The organism is Variovorax sp. H27-G14 (genome assembly GCF_046156345.1).
Classification (GTDB): Bacteria; Pseudomonadota; Gammaproteobacteria; order Burkholderiales; family Burkholderiaceae_C; genus Variovorax.
This window is the reverse complement of the sequence record NZ_JAYLVN010000012.1, coordinates 103,730-124,766: the sequence shown is the minus strand read 5'-3', so window position 1 is coordinate 124,766 and position 21,037 is coordinate 103,730. Positions and strand designations below refer to the sequence as shown.

Sequence of the window (21,037 nt, the reverse complement as noted above, 5' to 3'; positions counted from 1 at the left end):
TGCTGGAGGGCGAAGGATGCCTTGCACCGGCGTCTGCTCAGATGGCACATGCCCATTTCCCCGGTTCCTTCGAGTAGGGAACCATTCTTTCAACGGGGCTGCCGCGGGCGCCATACCCCTTGGGGTCTATGCCGTTGGTAGGACCGGCGGCCTTGTGGCGCGGGCCGTTCGCCGGTATCTTCAGCGTTTGCTGGTGCACTGCACGCTGGGACACGGGAACAAAAGCCATGAAAATCCTGATCGCCGACGACCACAGGCTCGTCATCGAGGCGGTCAAAGCCAAGCTGTCGGAGCTGGCGCCCGGCATCGAATTCGTTCTGGCGATGAGCGTCGACGAATTGCTTGCCTTGGCCACCGACGACCTCGACCTGGCCCTGATCGACCTCAACATGCCCGGTGCCGACGGGCAGGCCCACATCGACGACATCCGGCGACGACATCCGGCCGTGCCGGTCATCGTGCTGTCGGGCTACGAAGACCCCGCCATCATGCGCAGCGCGCTGGAGCGCGGCGTGCTCGGCTTCATTCCCAAGGCTTACTCGCCCGAGGTGATGCTGTCGGCCGTGCGGCTGGTGCTGGCCGGCGGGGTGTATGTGCCGCCGATGATGCTCACGGCGCTGCCGCCGGGCATCGTGGCCGGCGTGAGCCCGCAGGCGGGCGCCGAGGCGCCCGCGCGTGGTGGTGGCGGTGGCGGCAGTGGCATGGGCCAGACGCTGGAGCACCTGCGCAACGTACTCACCGAGCGCCAGGTCGAGGTGCTGCAACTGCTGTCGCAGGGCAAGCCCAACAAGCTGATAGGGCGCAGCCTGGGCATCAGCGAAGGCACCGTGAAGATTCACCTGGCCGCGATCTTTCGCGCGCTGAACGTGCGCAACCGCACCGAGGCGGTGGTGGCGGCGCAGGCGCTGACCGAGGCGCAGCAGGCCTGAGCCCTGGCGGCTAGGCGGCGCGCAAGGCCAGCAACGGGTCGGGGGCCGCGGTGTCACTGCCGCCGCGCCGTTCTTCTTTTCTTTGCGCGATGGCGTTCGCCAGAAACTCCGCATCCCGCGCCACCCCTGAGAAGCGCCCCGACCCCCAGGTGTGCAGCCATGGCAGCCCCAGAAAGTACAGGCCGGGCTCGTTGGTCACGCCGCGCAGGTGCACCGGCGCGCCGCGTCCGTTGAACACCGGCGCATCGACCCATGCAAAGTCCGGCGAAAAGCCGATGCACCACACCACGCTGGTGATGCCGGCCGCCGCCAGGTCGAGCCGCGTGCGCTCTTCGCGCGGTGCCCACACGGGTGTGTAGACCGACGGCGGCGGCGCGTCGATGCCCTTGGCCGCAATGTGCTTGTCGATGGACGCGTTGATGCGGTTGTAGGTGTCGTCGGCCTGGTCCAGGTGCTCGCGCAGGTTGGGCTGCAGCTCGAAGCTGCCGCTGTCGAAGCCGCTCAGCAGGCCATAGAGTTCCATGCCCTCGAGCGCGAAGCGGCGCAGGTCGATGTCGCGCCCGCCGTCGCGCCCGGTCACGTAGTGGTTGGTGTTGTCGCGCACGCCTTCGCGCAGCGGGTGCTCGGTGACGGGCATGTCGTAGTACTTCATGTCGGCCAGCCAGTCGACCACCTCGCGCCCGCGGTAGAAGCGCGCGCAGCGCGGCGCATGGCCGGTGGCCAGGTGCACCTCGCGGCCGGCCAGGTGCAGATCTTCGGCAATCTGCGCGCCCGACTGGCCGCAGCCCACCACCAGCACCGCGCCTTCTGGCAACTGCGCCGCGTTGCGGTACTGCGCCGAGTGGAACTGCGCCACGCACGCGGGCAGCTTCTCTGCCAGGCGCGGCACGATGGGGCGGTGGTAGCCGCCAGAGGCCACCACCACCTGGTCGGCGGTGTAGAGGCCGACGTCGGTCTGCACGCTGAAGCGGTCTCGGTCGCCGGCACCGTGGGTTCGCGACACCCGCTCCACCGTCACGCCTTCGATGGCTGGCGCCTTCACGTGCTCGACGAAGCCCGCGAGCCATTCGTTGATTTGCTCTTTCACCATGAAGCCGTGCGGATCGCTGCCGATGTAGCCCCAGCCCGGCAGCTGGCACTGCCAATTGGGCGTGACCAGGCTGAAAGAATCCCAGCGCTGCGTGCGCCAGGTGTGCACCAGGCTGCGCTTCTCGATCACCAGGTGGTCGATGCCGCGCTGCTGCAGGCCGTGGCTCAGCGACAGGCCGGCCTGGCCGCCGCCGACGATGACGACGCTGTAGTGGCTGCGTCCGCCGTGGGGGTATGACATGGGGTGCTTCTTTCTGGATCTGGATGAGGGCCGTCAGTCGAAGGCGACGACGGTGACTTCGGCGTCGGGCTCGCCCGGCGCCGCGGTGAAGCGCGCGGCAATGTGCTCGATGTCGGCGAGCTGGTCCATCGCCTGCGAGCACGCAAAGCCGTACTTCTCGCGCACCCGTTCGGAGGCAATGCCCAATGCCTCGCGCGTGCGATGCAGGAAGTCGCCGAGCGCATAGCGCTGGCCGGGTACGAAGTGCTCGCGCACCACGCTGGAAGGCGAGTAGCAGCGGGTTTCGCTGGCGTCGGGCCAGCGCACGTGGAAGTGCGTCACGGGCATGCGGCGGCCTCCGCTTGCAGGTGGGGCGGCTGGATGAAGGCGTCGCTGGCAAAGTTCCACAGCAGCGCTTCTTCACCGCCGGCGCGCAGGCGCACCTGGCGTGTGGCGTCGACTTCGCCGACCACGGCGCAGGCGATGTCGCGCGCGGCAAAGCGCGCCAGCACCGTGGCCACCTGCGCGGGCGCCACGCTCAGCACAAAGCCGTAGCTGGGGAACGACGACAGCCAGCGCAGCAGCGGCACGCCGTCGGGCCGCGGCAGCGCGTCGAGGTTGATGCGCGCACCCACGCCCGAGCATTCGAGCAGCATCAGCGCGGTGCCCACGGCGCCGGCCATGCTGATGTCCTTGCCCGCGCCGCACAGGCCGTCTTCGGCCAGCGCGGGCAGCAGCTCCAGGTCGGCGCGCAGCCGCGCGGCGGGCGCGCGGGTCGAGGCGTTCCAGTACGGAAAGGGCTCTTCGTAGGCGCCGCGCAGGTCGGCCGCCATCACCAGCAAGTGGCCGGGTTGCGCGTCGAAGCTGGTGAGCAGCTTGCGCGCATGGCCCAGGATGGCCACCGCCAGTTGCGGCCGTTCGCTGCGGTTGTTGCTGTGCCCGCCCACGATGGGCACGCCGTAGCGCACGGCGGCTTCCGCCAGGCCGCGCAGCACGTCGTCCGCCGGGTTCATGCCGGTGCTCCACAGCGCATCGACCACAGCGGTCGGGCGCCCGCCCATGGCGTAGATGTCGCTCACGTTGACCATCACGCCGCAGTAGCCCGCGAACCAGGGCATGCGCACGATGAAGTCTTCCACCAGCCCTTCGATGGCAAACAGCAGGTAGCCGCCGTGGCCGTCGGGAATGGCCGCGCAGTCGTCGCCGATGGGCACGGCCTGCGCCAGAGCCGCATGGCCGCCGGGCAGCGAGCGGCCGAGCGCGGCCACCACGTCGCTGATGTCGCGCTTGTGGGCAAAGCCGCGCGTGGCGCGCAGGGCGTCGGCAATCACATGCACGTTGTGGGCATCGGTCATGCCGCCACCTTCGCGCGCGTGACAAAGCCGCTCACCGGGTCGTGGCAGGGCGGGTACCAGGCCAGGTCGGCCTGCATCAGCGCATGCGGGCGGCCATGCACGCTGGTCTCTTCGAGCACCTTCCAGCCCAGCTTGCCGAACAGCGGCACGTTCTGCTTCTGTACCTGCGCGAAGAAGGCCTTGCAGCCGAGTGCATGGGCACGCGACACGGCCAGCCGGATCAGCGTGACGCCCAGGTGCCCCTGGCTGCGAAAGGCCGGATGCACCGCCAGGCGCGAACCCCACCATTCGCCTGCTGCCTGGTCGCCTTGGCTGCGGTGAATGCGCACCGTGCCCACCACCTGCTCCGGCATGCCGCCGTTGCACGACATGGCCACCAGCAGTTGCGCGCAGTCGTCGGTCGCGTCGCGGTCGTCGCGCGCGAAGATGCCCTGCTCGATGCAGAACACCGCGCGGCGCAGCGCCATGGCTTCGTCGCGCTCCCACTGCTGCGCGGCTTCGCGCACCAGGTACTCGGCGGGCGCGTAAGCGTCCGCCATTTCGCACAGGTCGTCGATGCACAGCATGATCAGCTCTCGCTTTCTTTTTCGTAGATCGACAGCGAGGAGCAGGCACCGCACTTGCCGCAGCCCGCCTTGATGTCGGCCGAGCGCAGGCCCGCCGCCACCACGCGCTCGCCCAGCGGCGCAAGCACCGACTTCATGAACTCGGGCGAGGGGGCGGGGTGGTCTTCCAGAGGCGTTCCGCTGATCGGCACGAAGGGCACGACGAAGGGGTACACGCCGCGCGCGAGCAACTGGTCGCAGGTGTCGAGGATGGCCTCGCGCGTGTCGCCCAGTCCGGCCAATATGTAGGTGCTGACCTGCCCGCGGCCGAACACGGCCACGGCCGCCTCGAACGCGCTCATGTAGCGCGACACCGGCACGCTGGCTTTGCCCGGCATGATGCGTTCGCGCACCTCGGGCGTGACCACTTCCAGGTGCATGCCCAGCGTGTCGATGCCCGCGGCCTTCATGCGGTGGAACCACTGGTCGTCGTCGGGCGGCTCGCACTGGCCCTGAATGGGAATGTCCACCGCGGCCTTGATGGCGAAGGCGCTCTCGCAGAGGATGGCTGCGCCGCGGTCGGTGGCGTTAGGCGTGCCGGTGGTCAGCACCATGTGCTTCACGCCGTCCAGCAGCACGGCGGCGCGCGCCACCTCGGCCAGTTGCTCGGGCGTCTTGCGCGCCACGGTGCGCCCGGCCGCGAGCGACTGGCCGATTGCGCAGAACTTGCAGCTCTTCTTGCGGCTCTCGTAGCGGATGCAGGTCTGCAGCACCGTGGTGGCCAGCACGTCGCTGCCGTGCAGCGTGGCAATGTGCGAGTAGGGCACGCCGTCGAAGGTTTGCATCGCGTAGAAGCGCGGCTGCTTCGGAAAGCTGATGCTGGCAATGGGAATGCTGCCGCGCATCACGCGGCTCATGCCTTGCGCGTCGGGTGCTTCGGCCGTGAAGGGCGAGTGCCAGGCGGTGGAGGTGTGCACCGGCACCATGATCGTGTGGCCGTCCACCGTCACGGCCTTGTGGTCCGAAGGGCCCGCGCCGCCGCGGCGGCTGGCAACACCGGCCGAAGGGTCAACCAGCCGCAACCCGAAGGACTGGAGCTCGGTCATCAGCTGCCGGCTGGCTTGCTGGGTTGTTGTGGTGGTCATGGTCGGTGCTCCCTGGAATGTGGGCTTGGGCTTGGGCTTGGGCTTGGGCTTGGGGTTGCGTGAGGTGCTGCGTGAGGTGCATCGGCACGGTGGTCTGCGCCGGCCGGTCGTTGATGGCGAGCGACAGCAGCTCGGGCCGTGCGTAGTGGCCGACCGAATCCATCATTCGCTTGCGCTTGGCGATGAGCGCCATGTCCAGGTCGGCGATGACCATGCCTTCGCCCTCGGTGAGCGGCGGCGCCAGGTGCTTGCCCTCGGGCGAGACGATGGCCGTGTGGCAGCCGCCGCGCAGTGCCTTCTGCAATTGCGCGTCGGGCGTGACCGAGCGGATCTGCTCGTCGGTGAGCCAGCCGGTCGCGTTGATCACGAAGCAGCCCGACTCCAGCGCGTGGTGGCGGATGGTCACCTCCATCTGCTCCGCGAAGATCGGGCCGACCAGCGAGCCGGGGAATTGCGCGCAGTGGATCTCTTCGTGCTGCGCCATCAGCGCATAGCGCGCGAGCGGGTTGTAGTGCTCCCAGCAGGCCAGCGCGCCCACGCGGCCCACGACGGTGTCGACCACCTTCAGCCCCGCGCCGTCGCCCATGCCCCAGACCATGCGCTCGTGGTACGTGGGCGTGATCTTGCGGCGCTTGAGCGCCAGGGTGCCGTCGGCGTCGAACACCAGTTGCGTGTTGTACAGGCTGCCGTGGTCGCGCTCGTTCACGCCCAGCACCACCACCATGTTGCGGGCCCGCGCGCGCTCGGCCACTGCCTGCGTGACGGGGCCGGGCACCACCACCGCGCGCTCCACCAGCTGCAGGTGCGGCGCGCCCTGCAGCACCGGCGGCAGCACAAAGCTGAAGTAGGGGTAGTAGGGCACGAAGGTCTCGGGAAAGACCACGATCTGCGCGCCCTTGGCAGCGGCCTCGTCGATGGCGCCGCACACCCGCTCGAGCGTGCCGTCGGGGCGCTCGAAGTCGGGCGCGATCTGAACCGCGGCGGCACGCACGGTGCGGGGTTTGGAAGCCATCGCTCGTGCCGCCTTACAGCGTCCAGGTGTCCAGAATGACCGCGCCGGCCTTCTTGTGCAGCAGCACGATGTCCAGCACGTCGAGCGGGTTGATGGGCTTGATGCCTTCGATGAGCGCGCCTTCGCCGTGGCCGTACAAGGCCTGCAGCGCGAAGCGGCACGCATACACCTTGCCGCCTTCTTCCATGAACTTGGTGATCTGCTTGTTGAAGTTCTGGTGGCCCGGAAAGGCCTCGTCGCCCAGCGTGGGAAAGCCGCGCTGCACGCCCAGCGTCACGCCGGGACCGTACAGCAGCACCGAGGTTTCGTAGCCCTTGCGGCGCAGGCGCGTGGCCTGCAGCAGGTTGACGAAGCCGATGGAGCCTTCGAAGGCCACGGTGTGGAAGGTGACGAGCGCCTTCTCGCCGGGCTCGGCCTTGACGTCTTCGAACACCTTCTCTTCGTAGTCGACAAGGAACTCGCCTTTTTCGTTGCGGGGGCGGGTGACTTTGGGCATGGGGTACTCCGGTTGGGGTGGTGGGTACGCAGGTCTTGCGTGCCTTTCTCTTTGCAGGCGATGTGCCAGCGGTTGGCGGCGGGCGTGCGATCAACTCGCGATCAATGCGTGGCGGTGCGGCCTGCATGGCGATGAAAATTTTTTCGGCACCCGAAAACGCGGTTGCACGGGCCGCCAGCAGTGGCTGCGTTGCACCGGTAAGACGCATGCGGCGTGCGATCAATGCACCCGATCAATGGGGTTGATCGCACCTGAAAGAAGCATTGGCTGCCTGAGGGGGAGCCCTTGTACAGGCGCGATTCCTGCGTGTTGATCGGTGGCCGCATGCAATCAATGAATGCAATCAACTTGGCAGGAGCCGCCCGCATGACCACCCTCACCGCCCACTGGCGCAGGCAACTGCGCACCACCGCCAAGCCGGCCTATCTGCTGCTGGCCGACTTGATCGCCGACGACATCAAGACGGGCCGGCTGGGCGTGCGCGACCGCCTGCCCACGCTGCGCGATCTGGCGAGCGAGCTGGAGCTGAACTACACGACCGTGGCGCGCGGCTATGCGGAGGCGCGCAAGCGCGGGCTGATCGATTCGCGCGCGGGCACCGGCACCTTCATTCGATCGGGCAGCCCCAGCCTTCGGCTGCGCGGCGGCAGCGGCGCCGAGATGACGATGAACATGCCGCCCGAGCCCGACGACCCGCACCTGATGGGCCGGCTGCACGACAGCGCCAGCCGCGCCTTCGCGCAGCTCGACTTTCACGACCTGCTGCGCTACCAGGACTTTGGCGGCACCGCGCACGACCGCGAGGTGGCCATGCAGTGGTTGCGACCCTTCGTGCCCCATGCGAGCGTGGACCGCATCCTGGTGTGCCCCGGCATTCATGCGGTGCTGACCGCGCTGTTCTCGCAACTGGCGCGCCCTGGCGAGCTGGTGTGCGTGGAGTCGCTCACCTACCCGGGCGTGAAGGCCATTGCGGCGCAACTGGGCGTGCAGCTGCATGCCCTGCAGATGGACGACGACGGCCCCATTGCCGATGCCTTCGAGCACGCCTGCAAAACGCTCAAGCCCAAGGCGCTGTACTGCAACCCGACGCTGCTGAACCCGACGGCGGCCACCGTGTCGCGCGCGCGGCGCGAGGCGCTGGCCGACGTGGCGCTGCGCTACGCGGTGCCGATCATCGAAGACGACGCCTACGGCATGCTGCCGCGCCAGACGCCGGCCTCGCTGGCCACTCTGGCGCCGGCGCTCACCTACTACGTGAGCGGTTTCTCCAAGTGCTTCGGCGCCGGGCTGCGCAGTGCCTACGTGTGTTCACCCACCGTGGTGCAGTCGCAGCGCCTGGCCGGCGCCATGCGCGCGACCACGGTAATGGCCTCGCCGATCACCAACGCGCTGACCACGCTGTGGGTGGAAGACGGCACCACCGAGGCCATGCTGCAGGCGGTGCGCGCGGAGTCGGTGGCGCGTCAGGTGCTGGCCCTGCGCTACCTGGGCGACAGCGGCCTGCAGGCGCACCCCGAGGGGTTCCATGCATGGCTGCCGCTCACGCCGGGCTGGAGCCCGGTGGAGTTTGCTTCTTACCTGCGCACGCAGAACGTGGGCGTGGTGGCCAGCGCCGCGTTTTCCACCGACGGCGACCCGCCCGACGCGGTGCGCATCTGCCTGGGCGGGCCGATGTCGCGCGAGCAGTGCGACCAGGCGCTGCGCCTCATCGCGGGCACGCTGGCGCACCCGCTGCATCCGCATGCGACGCTGCGCTGAGGCAGGCGTTCAAAGCGGAAGTGGAGCCCGGAAGTTCAGCGCGTAAGTGCAGCCCGGAGGTGCAGCCCGGAGGTGCAGCCACAGCGTGGCGGTCTGATGCGCGGGGTTGGCGCTGCGGGTGATGCTGGCGTTCAGGCCGTGCGAATGTTCAGCGCTTGGCGAACACGCCGTTCCAGGCGAACACCGAGTTCGGTGCGTTCACATGGCGCAGGCTGGGTTCGTGGCGCGGTGGGGGCGCCTTCTTGCGCACCGGTTCGTCGTCCACGCGCAGGCCCTTGGCCAGCTGGTCGTCGACCAGGCTCTGCAGCGTGACGGAGCCCAAAAACTCCATCACATGGTGCTTGGCCGAAGCCCACAGGGCCTCGGTCGAATAGCAGCCGACGTCGGCGGGGCCTGCTTTGTCGAGGGGAGCACCGGTGGCGGTGTCAGTCTCGGTGTCTGTGGTGGCCTGGCCGTCGACCGACGCCAGGATGTCCGCAACGGTAATTTCCGATGCCCGGCGCGTCAGCGTGTAGCCGCCGCCGGGGCCGCGGGTGGCCTTGATCAGCGCATGCTGGCGCAGTTTGCTGAACAGCAGCTCGAGCGAGGAGCGGGCAATGTGCTGTCGCCGGCTGATCGACGCCAATGGCACGGGGCCGTCCCTCTCGCGCAGCGCGACATCGATCATGGCCGTCAGGGCGAAGCCGCCCTTTGTCGTCAGACGCATGGAGTATTCCTCGTGGATGGCCTTGCATGGCAAGGCGGTGAAGGGGTGTCCGGCACGCAGCGTGCGGGACAGGTACGGCCTGTAGGTGTCTGAAAGCCCTGAAAAAGTTTCCGGCGCTGTTTTCGGCCGGTTTGCGATAAATGGACTCGAATAAACTTCGTCGGCAGCTCCGCCCCCTTGACCCCACACCCATGATCGCCAGGCTGCGCAAACTCACCAACCAACTCGCCGAAACTTTTTGGCTCGTTCCCGGCGCCATGGTGCTTGGCGGTGTCTTGCTGGCCCTCGCGTTGTTGGGCATGGACCAAAGCGGCCGCTTGCCTGCCTGGTTGACCGACAGCCACTGGCTGTACAACGGCGGCGGAACGGGCGCACGCACCCTGCTCGGTGCGATCGCCTCGTCGACGATCGGCGTCGCCGGCACGGTGTTCTCCATCACCATCGCCGCGCTGTCGCTCGCAGCCGGCCAGATGGGGCCACGCCTGCTGCGCAATTTCACTCGCGACCGCGGCGTTCAGGTCACGCTCGGTGCCTTTCTCGGCACCTTCTCCTACGCTCTGATGGTGCTTCGCAGCGTCAGAACGCAGGAGGAGGGTTCTTTTACCCCGCACCTTGCGCTGACGGTAGGCGTTCTGTTGGCCTTCGCCTGCGTGGCGACGCTGGTCTACTTCGTGGGCCACATGGCCAATCGGATCAACGTCGACACCGTCATCGAACTGGTGAGCGACGACATCCGCAACGCAATGAACGCCGTGGTGACGGACAAGCCGCAACCAGCACCTCCGCCCGCGACGTTCTGGGCCAACGCGACGACCATCGTGGATGCCCGGCGCGGCTACCTGCAGCAGCTCGACGAAAAAGGCCTGGCCGACTGGGCTGCCAGGCACGGCACGGCGGTGCTCCTGCTTGCCCGCCGGGGTGACTACATATTTCCCGGCGCACCTGTTGCCTTGATGTCGGTTCAGGTTCCCGACGCCGAGCAGGCCATTCGCAACGCGACCGCGCTGGGTGCGACACGCGGCAGCGAAGGTGATGCCGAGCATGCTGTGCGGCAACTGGTGGAGGTGGCTGTGCGGGCGCTTTCGCCAGGCATCAACGACCCGCACACTGCGATGAGCGTGCTCGATCGCCTGGGCGCCGCACTGTGTGATCTTGCCGGCAGCCATCTCCCCGGTGGCGTGACGATGCGCCAGGAAGCGGTCGCACTGGTGGTGCCGAACGTGACCTACCGCAGCCTGGCCGATGTCATGTTCCACATGATCCGGCAGAACGCCGCGGGGAGCACGGCGGTGATGGTCCGGCTGCTCGACGTCCTGACGGCAGTGATGGCATGCGAGAACGACAAGGACCGGCAGTCAGTGCTGCTGAACCACGCTGACCTTGTCTGGTCGGACGCGCAACGCGAAATTCGCAACGCCTCGGATCTGGCCGATGTCGGCCGTCGCCACGAAACGCTGCTGCGCACCATGGCCCACGGCGCGCTGGGGGCCATAGGCGCACGCGGGCTGTAGCACGCCGGAAAGACACGCCATGCTCGACATCGCCGCAATTTGTCTCGTCGTTACCGCGCTGCTTGCCTACCTGAACCACCGGTTCGTGCGCCTTCCCACCACCATCGGCGTGATGGCCATTGCGCTGGCCATCTCGCTGTTCATGGTTGCGCTTGACGCGCTGGGCCTGGACCACGGCCTGCGCCAGTACGAGGAGTCTTTCCTGCGGTCGATCGATTTTTCGGACGTGCTCATGCAGGGCATGCTGTCATTCCTGCTGTTTGCCGGTGCTCTGCATGTCGACCTGCGCGCGTTGCGGCAGTACCGGTGGCAGGTTGCCGCGCTGGCGCTGGCCGGAACCCTGCTTTCGACGGTCGTCGTGGGAGTGGGCATGTGGCTGGCGCTCCCGCTCGTCGAGGTCAAGTTGCCGCTGCTGTATTGCCTGCTGTTCGGGGCATTGATTTCGCCGACCGACCCGATCGCGGTGATGGGCATTCTCAAGTCCGCCGGTGCGCCCAAGACGCTCGAGCTCGTGATTGCAGGCGAGTCTCTTTTCAACGACGGCGTGGGCGTGGTGATATTCGCTCTGTTGCTGGGCGTGCTTGCCAGCGGAACGACACCCACGATGGCGGTGGCCGGCGGGCTGCTGCTGCGCGAAGCGGGTGGCGGCATTGCTTTTGGTCTGGTGCTGGGCTACTTGACCTTTCGGCTGTTGAGGAGCATCGACCAATACCAGGTCGAGGTGCTGCTCACCCTCGCGGCCGTGATGGGCGGCTATGCGCTGGCCAGCCATCTGCATGTGTCGGGGCCGCTGGCGATGGTGGTCTGCGGACTGATGATCGGAAACGGCGGGCGTGCCCTTGCCATGTCGGACCACACGCGCCGCTACATCGACATGTTCTGGGAGCTGGTCGACGAGATTCTGAATGCCGTTTTGTTCGTGCTGATCGGCCTGGAGGTTCTGCTGATTGCGTTCACGCTGCCTTTGCTGGTGGCCGGTGCGGTGGCGATCGCGGTGACCCTCTTCGCACGGTGGCTCACCGTCGGCCTTCCAGTGGGCGTAGGCAACGGCTTTTTCCGGTTGCCGCAAGGCTCGTCCCGTGTGCTTGCCTGGGGCGGCCTGCGCGGCGGAATTTCAGTGGCTCTGGCGCTGTCGCTGCCCATTGGCGCGGAGCGCGAGACCATCCTTGCGCTGACCTATTGCGTGGTGGTCTTTTCGATTCTTGTGCAGGGCTTGACGATCGGGCGGGTGGTGCGTTTGGCAGTAAAAGGCTAAGGCAAGCACAGGCTGCGGCGCGGTGCGGCGCGGTGCGGTGCGGTGCGGTGCGGATGCTTCGTGCAAAGTCATGTTTGCTTTCGACAGCGCTCGAGCCGAGCAATTTTTCAACTCTATTTGTTTGTTTTGAACTCCATCAGCTTCGATTTCGCCCGCTTCGACGCCGCCATCGTCGACCTCGACGGCACCATGGTCGACACGCTCGGCGACTTTGCCGAGGCCCTGAACCGCATGTTGCGCGACCTGTCGCTGCCGCCCGTGGCGCCGGCCGCCGTCGAGCGGATGGTGGGCAAGGGCTCGGAGCACCTGATTCATTCGGCACTGCTGCATGTGCTGGCGCCCACCGACCCCGATGGCGCGCAAGCGAAGGCGCGCGCGCTGTACGACGCCGCCTGGGCGCGTTACCAGCACCACTATCTGGCCATCAACGGGCAGCATTCGGCGGTGTATGCCGGCGTGGTCGAGGGGCTGCAGGCGCTGCGCGCGCGTGGCGTGCGGCTAGCCTGCCTGACCAACAAGCCGGGCGCGTTCGCCAGGCCGCTGCTGGCGGCCAAGGGGCTCGATGGTTTCTTCGAGCTGGTGTTCGGTGGCGACGCCTTCGAGCGCAAGAAGCCCGACCCGTTGCCGCTTTTGAAGACCTGCGAGGCGCTGGGCACCGTGCCCGCGCGCACGCTGATGATCGGTGACTCGAGCAACGACGCGCGGGCCGCGCGCGCGGCGGGTTGCCCGGTGGTGCTGGTGAGCTATGGCTACAACCACGGCGAGTCGGTGCGCGGCGTGGATGCGGACGGGTTCGTCGATTCGCTGGCGCAGCTTGTGCCCGCTGCCTGAACACGCTGGCGAGCTACTGCTTGCCGAGCATTGCGTCCTTCAGCTTCCAGTCGGCCGGGTTCGGTCCCAGCCAGATGCGCAGCAGCGCATTGAAGAACGCCGGCTCTTTCACCGGGTCGGGCTGCGGCACGCCGCGAACGGTGATGAGCGTGCCGGTGCCCGGCAGCCAGTCGATGGTGAAGGTGTCGCCGGTCTTCAGTTGTTTCTGGTCGGCGAACATCTGGCCCATGCGCAGCAGGCCTGGAATGAGGTTGAGCATTTCGCTCTTGGGCGAGTTGTCTTCCACGCCTTTGGTGAAGAGCTTGCCGAGTTCGTTGGCGTCAATGTCGCGCAGCATGGTGATGGCGACGCGCTTGGCCCCGGGCGCGGCCAGGGCCTCTTCGGGCGTCGACACTTTCTGGCCCACGTACAGGCCCGCGGTGTAGACCTTGAAGATGGCCTTGTAGCGCACGCCGGCGCCGTTCAATTGCAGCGCGGTGCCGCGCAGGTCCAGGCGGTCTTCGAGCTTGACGCCGGCCACGTCGACCTGTGCAGCGGATGCGCCGAGGGTGGTGGCAAGGCAGGCCAGAAGGCCAAGGCGGGCGCAAAGGGTCGAGAACGATAGGGCGAGCACGGGGTTTCCTTGGAATTTGCGAACGGTCGTGCGAATGTATCTTTTTGTTTTAGGCGCGGACCATCGGGGGAACCCTGAAGGGCTGTGTTGTTCTTTGGGCCGTTCTTCTTTGGGCCGCTGTTCTTGGCGCTGCTGTTCTTGGCGCCGTTGTTCAGGGCGCGTGCACAGGCCGCCGGGTACTCCCCTCCGCGAATGTCCCCCGGGGCTTCGCCCCTCCTCCTTTATTTCGCTGCGGGGAGCACCCGACGCCCTGTGCACCAGGGCACGCTCTGCGGTGATCGCGCGATCAACCACTGCTCTGAGAACGCTCACGTCGATGGGGTGCCTTGCGCAGCGAAACAAAGGAGGAGAGGCGGTAGCGCGAAGCCCGGGGGACATTCGCGGAGCAAGGCACCCCGTCGGCGTGAGCGTCGCCCTGAACAGAGCGCAGAACGCAGTTGGAAGCCGCATTTGCGCTCATTCAGCGTTTTCGTGGGCTAAACTCCGCGCCTCATGTTCGTTCATCACACCCATCAAACAGGTCAAGGCAGCCGGGGAGCCTGGCCCTGGCGTTGCCATACTTCGCTGACTGTTTGATTGCACGGCGCACGCCGTGCGCCCGCGGTGCCGAGTCGACCCCCACGACGCCGGGCCACCAGTGAATGACCTTGCCACCGGCCCACACAGCGCCGGCATGCAATTGGAGAACGAATCCGTGATCACAGAACTTGAATTCAAGAGCCTCAGCGCCCAGGGCTACAACCGTATCCCGCTGATGGCCGAGGCCTTTGCCGACCTCGAAACCCCCCTTTCCCTCTACCTCAAGCTCGCCCATTCGCAAGGCGGCGGCAAGCACAGCTTCTTGCTCGAATCGGTGGTGGGCGGCGAGCGCTTCGGGCGCTACAGCTTCATCGGCCTGCCGGCAAGGACGCTGCTGCGCGCCTCCGGTTTCGGCGCAGAGGCCGTCACCGAAGTGGTGACCGACGGACAGATCGTCGAGACCGCCCAGGGCAACCCGCTGGACTTCGTCGCTGAATACCAGAAGCGCTTCAAAGTCGCGCTGCGGCCCGGCCTGCCACGCTTTTGCGGCGGCCTTGCGGGCTATTTCGGCTACGACACCGTGCGCCACATCGAGCGCAAGCTCGAAAAAAGCTGCCCGCCCGACACCCTGGGCTGCCCCGACATCCTGCTGCTGCAGTGCGAGGAACTGGCGGTCATCGACAACCTGTCGGGCAAGCTGTACCTCATCGTCTACGCCGACCCGAAGCAGCCCGAGGCCTACGCCGTGGGCAAGCGCCGCCTGCGCGAACTGAAGGACAAGCTCAAGTACTCGGTGAGCGCACCCGTCGTGAAGCCCACGCAGGCGCACCCGCCCGAGCGCAGCTTTGCCAAGGCCGACTACATCGCGGCCGTGGAGCGCGCGAAAGAAATGATTGCCGCGGGCGACTTCATGCAGGTGCAGGTGGGCCAGCGCATCAGCAAGCGCTACACCGAGTCCCCGCTGTCGCTGTACCGCGCACTGCGTTCGCTGAACCCGTCGCCCTACATGTACTACTACCACCTGGGCGACTTCCATGTGGTGGGCGCCTCGCCCGAGATCCTGGTGCGCCAGGAGAACACCGGCGACGGCGAGCAGAAGATCACCATTCGCCCGCTGGCCGGCACGCGCCCGCGCGGCGCGTCGATCGAGCTCGACAAGGCCGCTGAAGAAGAGCTCATCAACGACCCCAAGGAGCGCGCCGAGCACGTCATGCTGATCGACCTGGCGCGCAACGACATCGGGCGCATTGCCAAGACGGGCACCGTGAAGGTAACAGAGGCCTTTGCGGTGGAGCGCTACAGCCACGTGATGCACATCGTGAGCAACGTCGAAGGCACGCTGAAGCACGGCATGACCGCCATCGACGTGCTCAAGGCCACGTTCCCGGCCGGCACGCTGACCGGCGCGCCCAAGGTGCATGCCATGGAGCTCATCGACCAGCTGGAGCCCACCAAGCGCGGCCTGTACGGCGGCGCCTGCGGCTACATCAGCTATGCAGGCGACATGGACGTGGCCATTGCCATCCGCACCGGCATCGTGAAGGACCAGATGCTGCACGTGCAGGCCGCGGCCGGCGTGGTGGCCGACTCGGTGCCCGAGCTGGAGTGGAAAGAAACAGAAGCCAAGGCGCGCGCACTGTTGCGTGCCGCCGAACTGGTCGAGGAAGGCCTGGAATGAACATGAGCACCGCACCCGATATTCAGAACGACTTTTCGCACGAGATCATCGGCGCCGCCGTCGAAGTGCAGCGCGTGCTCGGCACGGGGCTCGACGAAGGCGCCTACGCCGCGGCGCTGGCCATCGAGCTGGCCGAGCGCGAGATCGGCTTCACGCGCGACGTGGCGCTGTCGGCCAGCTACAAGGGCCGTTCGCTGGGCGATGTGTACCGCGCGGGCTTCGTGATCGAGCAGTCGGTGATCGTGGAGCTCAAGGCGGTCGACGTGCTGACCGACCTGCACCGCGCGCAGGTGATGGCCGCGCTGCGGCTGTCGGGCCTCAAGCTGGGCCTCTTGATCAACTTCAACGTGTTCCCGGTGGTGAAGGGCGTGCACCGGATTGTGGGCAAGCCATGAAACTGCTGATGATCGACAACTACGACAGCTTCACCTACAACATCGTCCAGTACTTGGGCGAGCTGGGTGCGGATGTGCAGGTGCACCGCAACGACGAGATCACGGTGGCGCAGATCGGCGAGCTGATCGCCTCGGGCGTCACGCGGCTGGTGGTGTCGCCGGGGCCTTGCTCTCCAGCGGAAGCGGGTGTTTCCGTGGCGGCCATCGAGGCCTTCGCAGGCAAGCTGCCCATTCTGGGCGTTTGCCTGGGCCACCAGGCCATCGGCGCGGCCTTCGGCGGCAAGATCGTGCGCGCGCAGCAACTGATGCACGGCAAGACCAGCGAGATCACGACCACGCAAGAGGGCGTGTTCGCGGGCCTGCCAGAGCGCTTCACCGTGAACCGCTACCACTCGCTCTCCATCGAGCGCGAGAGCTGCCCGAAGGCCCTGGCTGTCACCGCCTGGACCGACGACGGCGAGATCATGGGGGTGCGGCACACCGGTTTTGCGCATGACGTGCGCATCGAAGGCGTGCAGTTCCACCCCGAATCCATCCTCACCGAGCACGGCCACGCCATGCTCAAGAACTTCCTGGACTGACCTCGCCATGACCGACCGCACCTCCCTCGTCGACCTGCGCAGCGACACCGTCACGCAACCCACGCCCGCGATGCGCGAGGCCATGATGGCGGCGCCGCTGGGCGACGACGTCTTCGGCACCGACCCGAGCGTGAACGCGCTGCAGGAAAAGATCGCGGCGCTGCTGGGCTTCGAGGCGGCGATGTTCGTGCCCACGGGCACGCAGAGCAACCTGTGCGCGATCCTGTCGCATTGCGGCCGCGGCGACGAGTACATCGTGGGCCAGCAGGCGCACTGCTACCGCTGGGAGGGTGGTGGCGCGGCGGTGTTCGGCAGCGTGCAGCCGCAGCCGCTGGACCATGCGCCCGACGGCACGCTGCCGCTTGCGCAGATCGAAGCCGCCATCAAGCCCGACGACGCGCACTTTGCGCGCACGCGGCTGCTGGCGCTGGAGAACACGCTGGGCGGCAAGCTGCTGCCCTTCGCGTACGTGCAGGCCGCAACCGATCTCGCAAAAAGCAAGGGGCTGCAGCGGCACCTGGACGGGGCACGCCTCTTCAATGCGGCCACGGCGCAAGCGGCGCTGAACCAGCGCAGCGACATCCGCGCCGAAGCCCGGCGCATCGCGCAGTGCTTCGACAGCGTGTCGGTGTGCTTCAGCAAGGGCCTGGGCGCGCCGATCGGCTCGGCGCTGGTGGGCTCGCGTGAATTCATCACGCGCGCGCACCGCATCCGCAAGATGGCGGGCGGCGGCATGCGCCAGGCCGGCTTGCTGGCCGCGGCGGCGTCGCATGCGCTCGACCATCATGTCGACCGCCTGGCCGACGACCATGCGCTTGCGCAACGGCTGGCACAGGGGCTCGAAGGCATCGAAGGGGTGGTAGTGGAGGCGCCGCACACCAACATCGTGTTCGCCGATCTCACGGGTGCCGCGCATGCGCGTTCGTCGGAACTGATTGCCAGCCTCAACCAACAGGGCATTCTGGCGACCGGGCTCTACCGGTTGCGCTTCGTGACCCACCTCGATGTCGATGCCGCCGGCGTCGACCGGGCCGTCGCTGCGATTCGCGCCTTCTTCAAGCCCTGAACACCGCGAGGACGCGATGCCTGATCTTCCCCATCTGCTCGCTTTCATCGCCGCCGGCTGGCTGCTGAACCTCACGCCCGGGCCCGACGTGCTGTACGTCGTGAGCAACTCGCTGCGCAGCGGCGTGCGCGCCGGCATCGTCGCGGGGCTGGGCATCACGGCCGGCTGCTTCGTTCACATCTTCGCGGCCGCGGTCGGCGTGGGTACGCTGATGGCCACGTCCGCAGCGGCCTTCACGGTGCTCAAGTACATCGGCGCGGCCTATCTGCTGTACCTGGGCGTGCGCATGGTGTTGTCGCGCCCGGCACCGCCCGCCGACCTGGGCGAGGCTGCCGCGGCAATCACGACAGCAGGCGAGCGCGGCCTGAAGGCGATCTTTCTCGGCGGCTTCTGGACCAATGTGCTGAACCCCAAGGTGGCGCTGTTCTTTCTGGCCTTCGTGCCGCAGTTCATCGCACCCGGTGCAGACAACAAGGCGCTGTGCTTCGTGCTGCTGGGCGTGCTGTTCAACCTCAATGCGATTCCGGTCAACGTCGGTTGGGCCGTGGCAGCGGGTTGGATGGCCGGGCGCGGCGCGGTGCGCAAGGGCATGCACTGGCTGGACCGCGTGGCTGGCGCTCTTTTCATCGGCTTCGGCCTCAAGCTCGCGTTCACCGACGCGCCCGCCGTTCGCATCGGCCGCTGATTCATTTTTCGAGGAGACCTTTTTCATGATCACCCCCCAGGAAGCGCTGCAGCGCACCATCGAACACCGCGAAGTCTTTCACGACGAGATGCTGCACATCGTGCGCCTCATCATGAGCGGCGAGTGCTCGCCCGTGATGATGGCCGCGCTGATCACCGGCCTGCGCGTGAAGAAGGAAACCATCGGCGAGATCACCGCCGCGGCGCAGGTGATGCGCGAGGTGTCGACCAAGGTGCCGGTGAAGGACACGACCCATCTGGTGGACATCGTCGGCACCGGTGGCGACGGCTCGCACACCTTCAACATCTCGACCTGCTCCATGTTCGTGGCGGCCGCCGCGGGCGCCAAGGTGAGCAAGCACGGCGGGCGCAGCGTGTCGAGCAAGTCGGGCAGCGCCGACGTGCTGGAGTCGCTGGGCATCAACATCAACCTGAAGCCCGAGCAGATCGCGCGCTCCATCGAGGAGTGCGGCATCGGCTTCATGTTCGCGCCCAACCACCACCCGGCCATGAAGAACGTGGCGCCGGTGCGCAAGGAGCTGGGCATCAAGACGATCTTCAACATCCTTGGCCCGCTGACCAACCCGGCCGGTGCGCCGAACATTCTGATGGGCGTGTTCCACCCCGACCTGGTGGGCATCCAGGTGCGCGCTTTGCAGCGCCTGGGCGCCGAGCATGCGTTGGTGGTGTACGGGCGTGACGGCATGGACGAGATCTCGCTGGGCGCGGCCACCATGGTGGGCGAACTGAAGGACGGCGAGATCCGCGAGTACGAACTGCACCCCGAAGACTTCGGCTTTCAGATGTCGAGCAACCGCACGCTGCGCGTGGAGACGCCCGAGCAGTCGAAGGCCATGCTGCTGGGGGTGCTCGACAATCAGGCCGGCCCGGCGCTCGACATCGTGCTGCTGAACGCCGGCGCTGCGCTGTATGCCGCGAACGTGGTCGACTCGATTGCCACGGGCGTCGAACGCTCGCGCAGCGCTGTCGCGTCGGGCGCGGCAAAGGCCAAGCTGGCCGAACTGGTCAAGGCTTGCGCAACCGTTTGAACCCCTGAGTCACCGTCATCAAGAGAGCACCCGAAGCCATGTCCGACATTCTCGACAAGATCATTGCAGTCAAGCGCCAGGAAGTGGCTGCGGCCCTGAAGCGCGCGCCACTGGAAGCCGTTCGCTTCGACGCCGAGAGCCGCGTGCTGACGCGCGATTTCGAAGCCGCGATGCGCGCCAAGATTGCCGCCGGCCACGCCGCGGTGATTGCCGAAGTGAAGAAGGCCAGCCCGAGCAAGGGCGTGCTGCGCGAAGAATTCATTCCCGCCGACATTGCGCAGAGCTATGCGGAAGGCGATGGCACCATCAGCGCCGCGTGCCTTTCGGTGCTGACCGACAAGCAGTTCTTTCAGGGCAGCGTGGACTTTCTGAAGCAGGCGCGCGCCTCGTGCGACCTGCCGGTGTTGCGCAAGGACTTCATCATCGACGCGTACCAGGTGTACGAGTCGCGTGCCATGGGCGCCGACGCCATCCTGCTGATTGCCGCGTGCCTTGACGACGCGCAGATGAAAGACTACGAAGCCATTGCGCGCGGGCTGGGCATGGCGGTGCTGGTGGAAGTGCACGACGCGGCCGAACTCGACCGTGCGCTGAAGCTGAAGACGGCGCTGATCGGCGTCAACAACCGCAACCTGCGCAACTTCGAGGTGTCGATTCAGGCCACCATCGACCTGCTGCCGAAGCTGCCTGCCGACCGCCTGGCGGTGACCGAGTCGGGCATCGCCACGCGCGAGGACGTGGCCACGCTGCGCGCGGCGGGCGTCAATGCCTTCCTGGTGGGCGAAGCGTTCATGCGCGCCAAGGAACCCGGCGAGGCCCTTGCTGCGTTGTTCCAATGAGCCGGGCCGATCCGCTGTCGAGCAGCGACCCCGCCGATTGGCCCGTGGCACCGGGCTGGCAACCGCTGGTCGACGAATTTTTCAGTGGCGCCGTGGGCGGGAAGCTGCAGGGCTTCCTGCGCGAGCGCATCGACGCCGGCACGGTGATCTTTCCGCCGCAGCCCTTGCGTGCGCTCGAACTGACGCCGCCCGACGATGTGCGCGTGGTGATCCTGGGGCAGGACCCGTACCACGGGCGCGGTCAGGCCGAAGGGCTGGCGTTCTCGGTGGCGCCCGGCGTGGCGCTGCCGCCGTCGCTGCGCAACATCTTCAAGGAGCTGCAGCGCGACCTGGGCGAGGCGCCACCGGCGTTCCCGAACCCGGGTGGCAGCCTGGTGAAGTGGGCGACCCACGGCGTGCTGCTGCTCAACACCTGCCTGACCGTGGAAGAGGCGCAACCGGCCAGCCATGCCGGCAAAGGCTGGGAAGTGCTGACCGACGCGGTGATTCGCCGTGTTTCGGATGGCGCGAAACCTGTTGTTTTTATGCTATGGGGTGCGCACGCCCAGAGTAAGCGTGCATTGATCGACGTTGCGCGCCATAGGGTGCTGATGTCGAATCATCCGTCCCCGCTTTCCGCGCTGCGCGCGCCGGTGCCGTTCATCGGCTGCGGACATTTCTCGGAAGCACGTGCCTGGCGCGAGGCGCAGCGGGCCGAGGGCTGAAGTTGTTGGACAATCGAAGGATTCGCTCCTCGATCGGTTCTCCAGCATCTTCGTGAT

The 21,037-nt window shown here is 67.1% G+C and carries 22 protein-coding genes; 13 read left to right on the top strand and 9 right to left on the bottom strand.

The features are described from left to right. The first annotated feature begins 227 nt into the window (after positions 1–227). Positions 228–929: a response regulator gene (locus tag VLK31_RS24380; RefSeq protein ID WP_409171035.1), complete on the top strand. Its 702-nt coding sequence runs from the start codon at positions 228–230 to the stop codon at positions 927–929. 10 nt (positions 930–939) lie between these two features. Here the strand turns inward: VLK31_RS24380 and VLK31_RS24375 are convergent, their stop codons facing one another. The 7 genes from VLK31_RS24375 to VLK31_RS24345 are packed head-to-tail and all read right to left on the bottom strand — an operon-like array spanning position 940 to position 6,791. Further along, positions 940–2,259 (bottom strand): MSMEG_0569 family flavin-dependent oxidoreductase, encoded by a 1,320-nt coding sequence (locus tag VLK31_RS24375; protein ID WP_409171034.1) that lies wholly within the window; start codon positions 2,257–2,259, stop codon positions 940–942. A 33-nt stretch (positions 2,260–2,292) separates the two neighbouring features. Further along, complete coding sequence (locus VLK31_RS24370) at positions 2,293–2,586, bottom strand: MSMEG_0570 family nitrogen starvation response protein (RefSeq protein WP_409171033.1); 294 nt, start codon at positions 2,584–2,586, stop codon at positions 2,293–2,295. Continuing rightward, positions 2,577–3,593: a sll0787 family AIR synthase-like protein gene (locus tag VLK31_RS24365; protein ID WP_409171032.1), complete on the bottom strand. Its 1,017-nt coding sequence runs from the start codon at positions 3,591–3,593 to the stop codon at positions 2,577–2,579. Before VLK31_RS24365 ends, VLK31_RS24370 begins: the two co-directional genes overlap by 10 nt. Then, positions 3,590–4,159 (bottom strand): MSMEG_0567/Sll0786 family nitrogen starvation N-acetyltransferase, encoded by a 570-nt coding sequence (locus VLK31_RS24360; protein ID WP_409171031.1) that lies wholly within the window; start codon positions 4,157–4,159, stop codon positions 3,590–3,592. Before VLK31_RS24360 ends, VLK31_RS24365 begins: the two co-directional genes overlap by 4 nt. Positions 4,160–4,161: 2 nt before the next feature. After that, entirely contained in the window at positions 4,162–5,244 is a 1,083-nt protein-coding gene (locus VLK31_RS24355) for an MSMEG_0568 family radical SAM protein (protein WP_409171118.1), read from the bottom strand. Continuing rightward, positions 5,207–6,295 (bottom strand): Nit6803 family nitrilase, encoded by a 1,089-nt coding sequence (locus VLK31_RS24350; RefSeq protein ID WP_409171030.1) that lies wholly within the window; start codon positions 6,293–6,295, stop codon positions 5,207–5,209. Before VLK31_RS24350 ends, VLK31_RS24355 begins: the two co-directional genes overlap by 38 nt. 13 nt (positions 6,296–6,308) lie before the next feature. Next, the gene (locus VLK31_RS24345) at positions 6,309–6,791 is read right to left on the bottom strand and encodes an MSMEG_0572/Sll0783 family nitrogen starvation response protein (RefSeq protein WP_409171029.1); all 483 of its coding nucleotides are present in this window, start codon (positions 6,789–6,791) and stop codon (positions 6,309–6,311) included. Positions 6,792–7,157: 366 nt separating this feature from the next. Between VLK31_RS24345 and VLK31_RS24340 the strand changes: the two genes are divergently transcribed. Beyond that, positions 7,158–8,549: a PLP-dependent aminotransferase family protein gene (locus VLK31_RS24340; protein WP_409171028.1), complete on the top strand. Its 1,392-nt coding sequence runs from the start codon at positions 7,158–7,160 to the stop codon at positions 8,547–8,549. A 148-nt stretch (positions 8,550–8,697) separates the two neighbouring features. Here VLK31_RS24340 and VLK31_RS24335 read toward each other — a convergent pair whose 3' ends face one another. Beyond that, positions 8,698–9,255, bottom strand: coding sequence for an Rrf2 family transcriptional regulator (locus tag VLK31_RS24335; protein ID WP_409171027.1), 558 nt, complete (start codon positions 9,253–9,255; stop codon positions 8,698–8,700). Positions 9,256–9,446: 191 nt separating this feature from the next. On the opposite strand from VLK31_RS24335, the gene VLK31_RS24330 reads away from it, so the two are divergent. The 3 genes from VLK31_RS24330 (at position 9,447) to gph (ending at position 12,852) form a co-directional block, all read left to right on the top strand. After that, a complete protein-coding gene (locus VLK31_RS24330; RefSeq protein WP_409171026.1) occupies positions 9,447–10,766 on the top strand; it encodes a DUF2254 domain-containing protein in 1,320 nt (439 codons plus the stop codon). Between the two features lie 19 nt (positions 10,767–10,785). Then, positions 10,786–12,021, top strand: coding sequence for a cation:proton antiporter (locus VLK31_RS24325; protein ID WP_409171025.1), 1,236 nt, complete (start codon positions 10,786–10,788; stop codon positions 12,019–12,021). A gap of 126 nt (positions 12,022–12,147) precedes the next feature. After that, the gene (gph, locus tag VLK31_RS24320; RefSeq protein ID WP_409171024.1) at positions 12,148–12,852 is read left to right on the top strand and encodes a phosphoglycolate phosphatase; all 705 of its coding nucleotides are present in this window, start codon (positions 12,148–12,150) and stop codon (positions 12,850–12,852) included. A 13-nt stretch (positions 12,853–12,865) separates the two neighbouring features. Here gph and VLK31_RS24315 read toward each other — a convergent pair whose 3' ends face one another. After that, a complete protein-coding gene (locus VLK31_RS24315) occupies positions 12,866–13,465 on the bottom strand; it encodes a chalcone isomerase family protein (protein WP_409171023.1) in 600 nt (199 codons plus the stop codon). Positions 13,466–14,159: 694 nt separating this feature from the next. Here VLK31_RS24315 and trpE point away from each other — a divergent pair. From trpE to VLK31_RS24275, 8 genes are read left to right on the top strand one after another with little or no spacing between them, the layout of a single operon-like run. Continuing rightward, a complete protein-coding gene (trpE, locus tag VLK31_RS24310; protein WP_409171022.1) occupies positions 14,160–15,662 on the top strand; it encodes an anthranilate synthase component I in 1,503 nt (500 codons plus the stop codon). Between the two features lie 2 nt (positions 15,663–15,664). Beyond that, positions 15,665–16,057 (top strand): GxxExxY protein, encoded by a 393-nt coding sequence (locus VLK31_RS24305; protein ID WP_409171021.1) that lies wholly within the window; start codon positions 15,665–15,667, stop codon positions 16,055–16,057. Further along, positions 16,054–16,638: an aminodeoxychorismate/anthranilate synthase component II gene (locus VLK31_RS24300; protein WP_409171020.1), complete on the top strand. Its 585-nt coding sequence runs from the start codon at positions 16,054–16,056 to the stop codon at positions 16,636–16,638. The genes VLK31_RS24305 and VLK31_RS24300 overlap by 4 nt, the downstream gene beginning before the upstream one ends. A gap of 7 nt (positions 16,639–16,645) precedes the next feature. Beyond that, positions 16,646–17,704, top strand: a complete 1,059-nt coding sequence (gene ltaE, locus VLK31_RS24295; protein ID WP_409171019.1) for a low-specificity L-threonine aldolase — start codon at positions 16,646–16,648, stop codon at positions 17,702–17,704. Between the two features lie 16 nt (positions 17,705–17,720). Continuing rightward, complete coding sequence (locus VLK31_RS24290; protein WP_409171018.1) at positions 17,721–18,389, top strand: LysE family translocator; 669 nt, start codon at positions 17,721–17,723, stop codon at positions 18,387–18,389. A 25-nt stretch (positions 18,390–18,414) separates the two neighbouring features. Beyond that, positions 18,415–19,437, top strand: a complete 1,023-nt coding sequence (gene trpD / locus VLK31_RS24285) for an anthranilate phosphoribosyltransferase (protein WP_409171017.1) — start codon at positions 18,415–18,417, stop codon at positions 19,435–19,437. A 38-nt stretch (positions 19,438–19,475) separates the two neighbouring features. Further along, positions 19,476–20,276 (top strand): indole-3-glycerol phosphate synthase TrpC, encoded by an 801-nt coding sequence (gene trpC, locus VLK31_RS24280; protein ID WP_409171016.1) that lies wholly within the window; start codon positions 19,476–19,478, stop codon positions 20,274–20,276. Continuing rightward, positions 20,273–20,980, top strand: a complete 708-nt coding sequence (locus VLK31_RS24275) for a uracil-DNA glycosylase (RefSeq protein WP_409171015.1) — start codon at positions 20,273–20,275, stop codon at positions 20,978–20,980. The genes trpC and VLK31_RS24275 overlap by 4 nt, the downstream gene beginning before the upstream one ends. Positions 20,981–21,037: the final 57 nt, after the last annotated feature.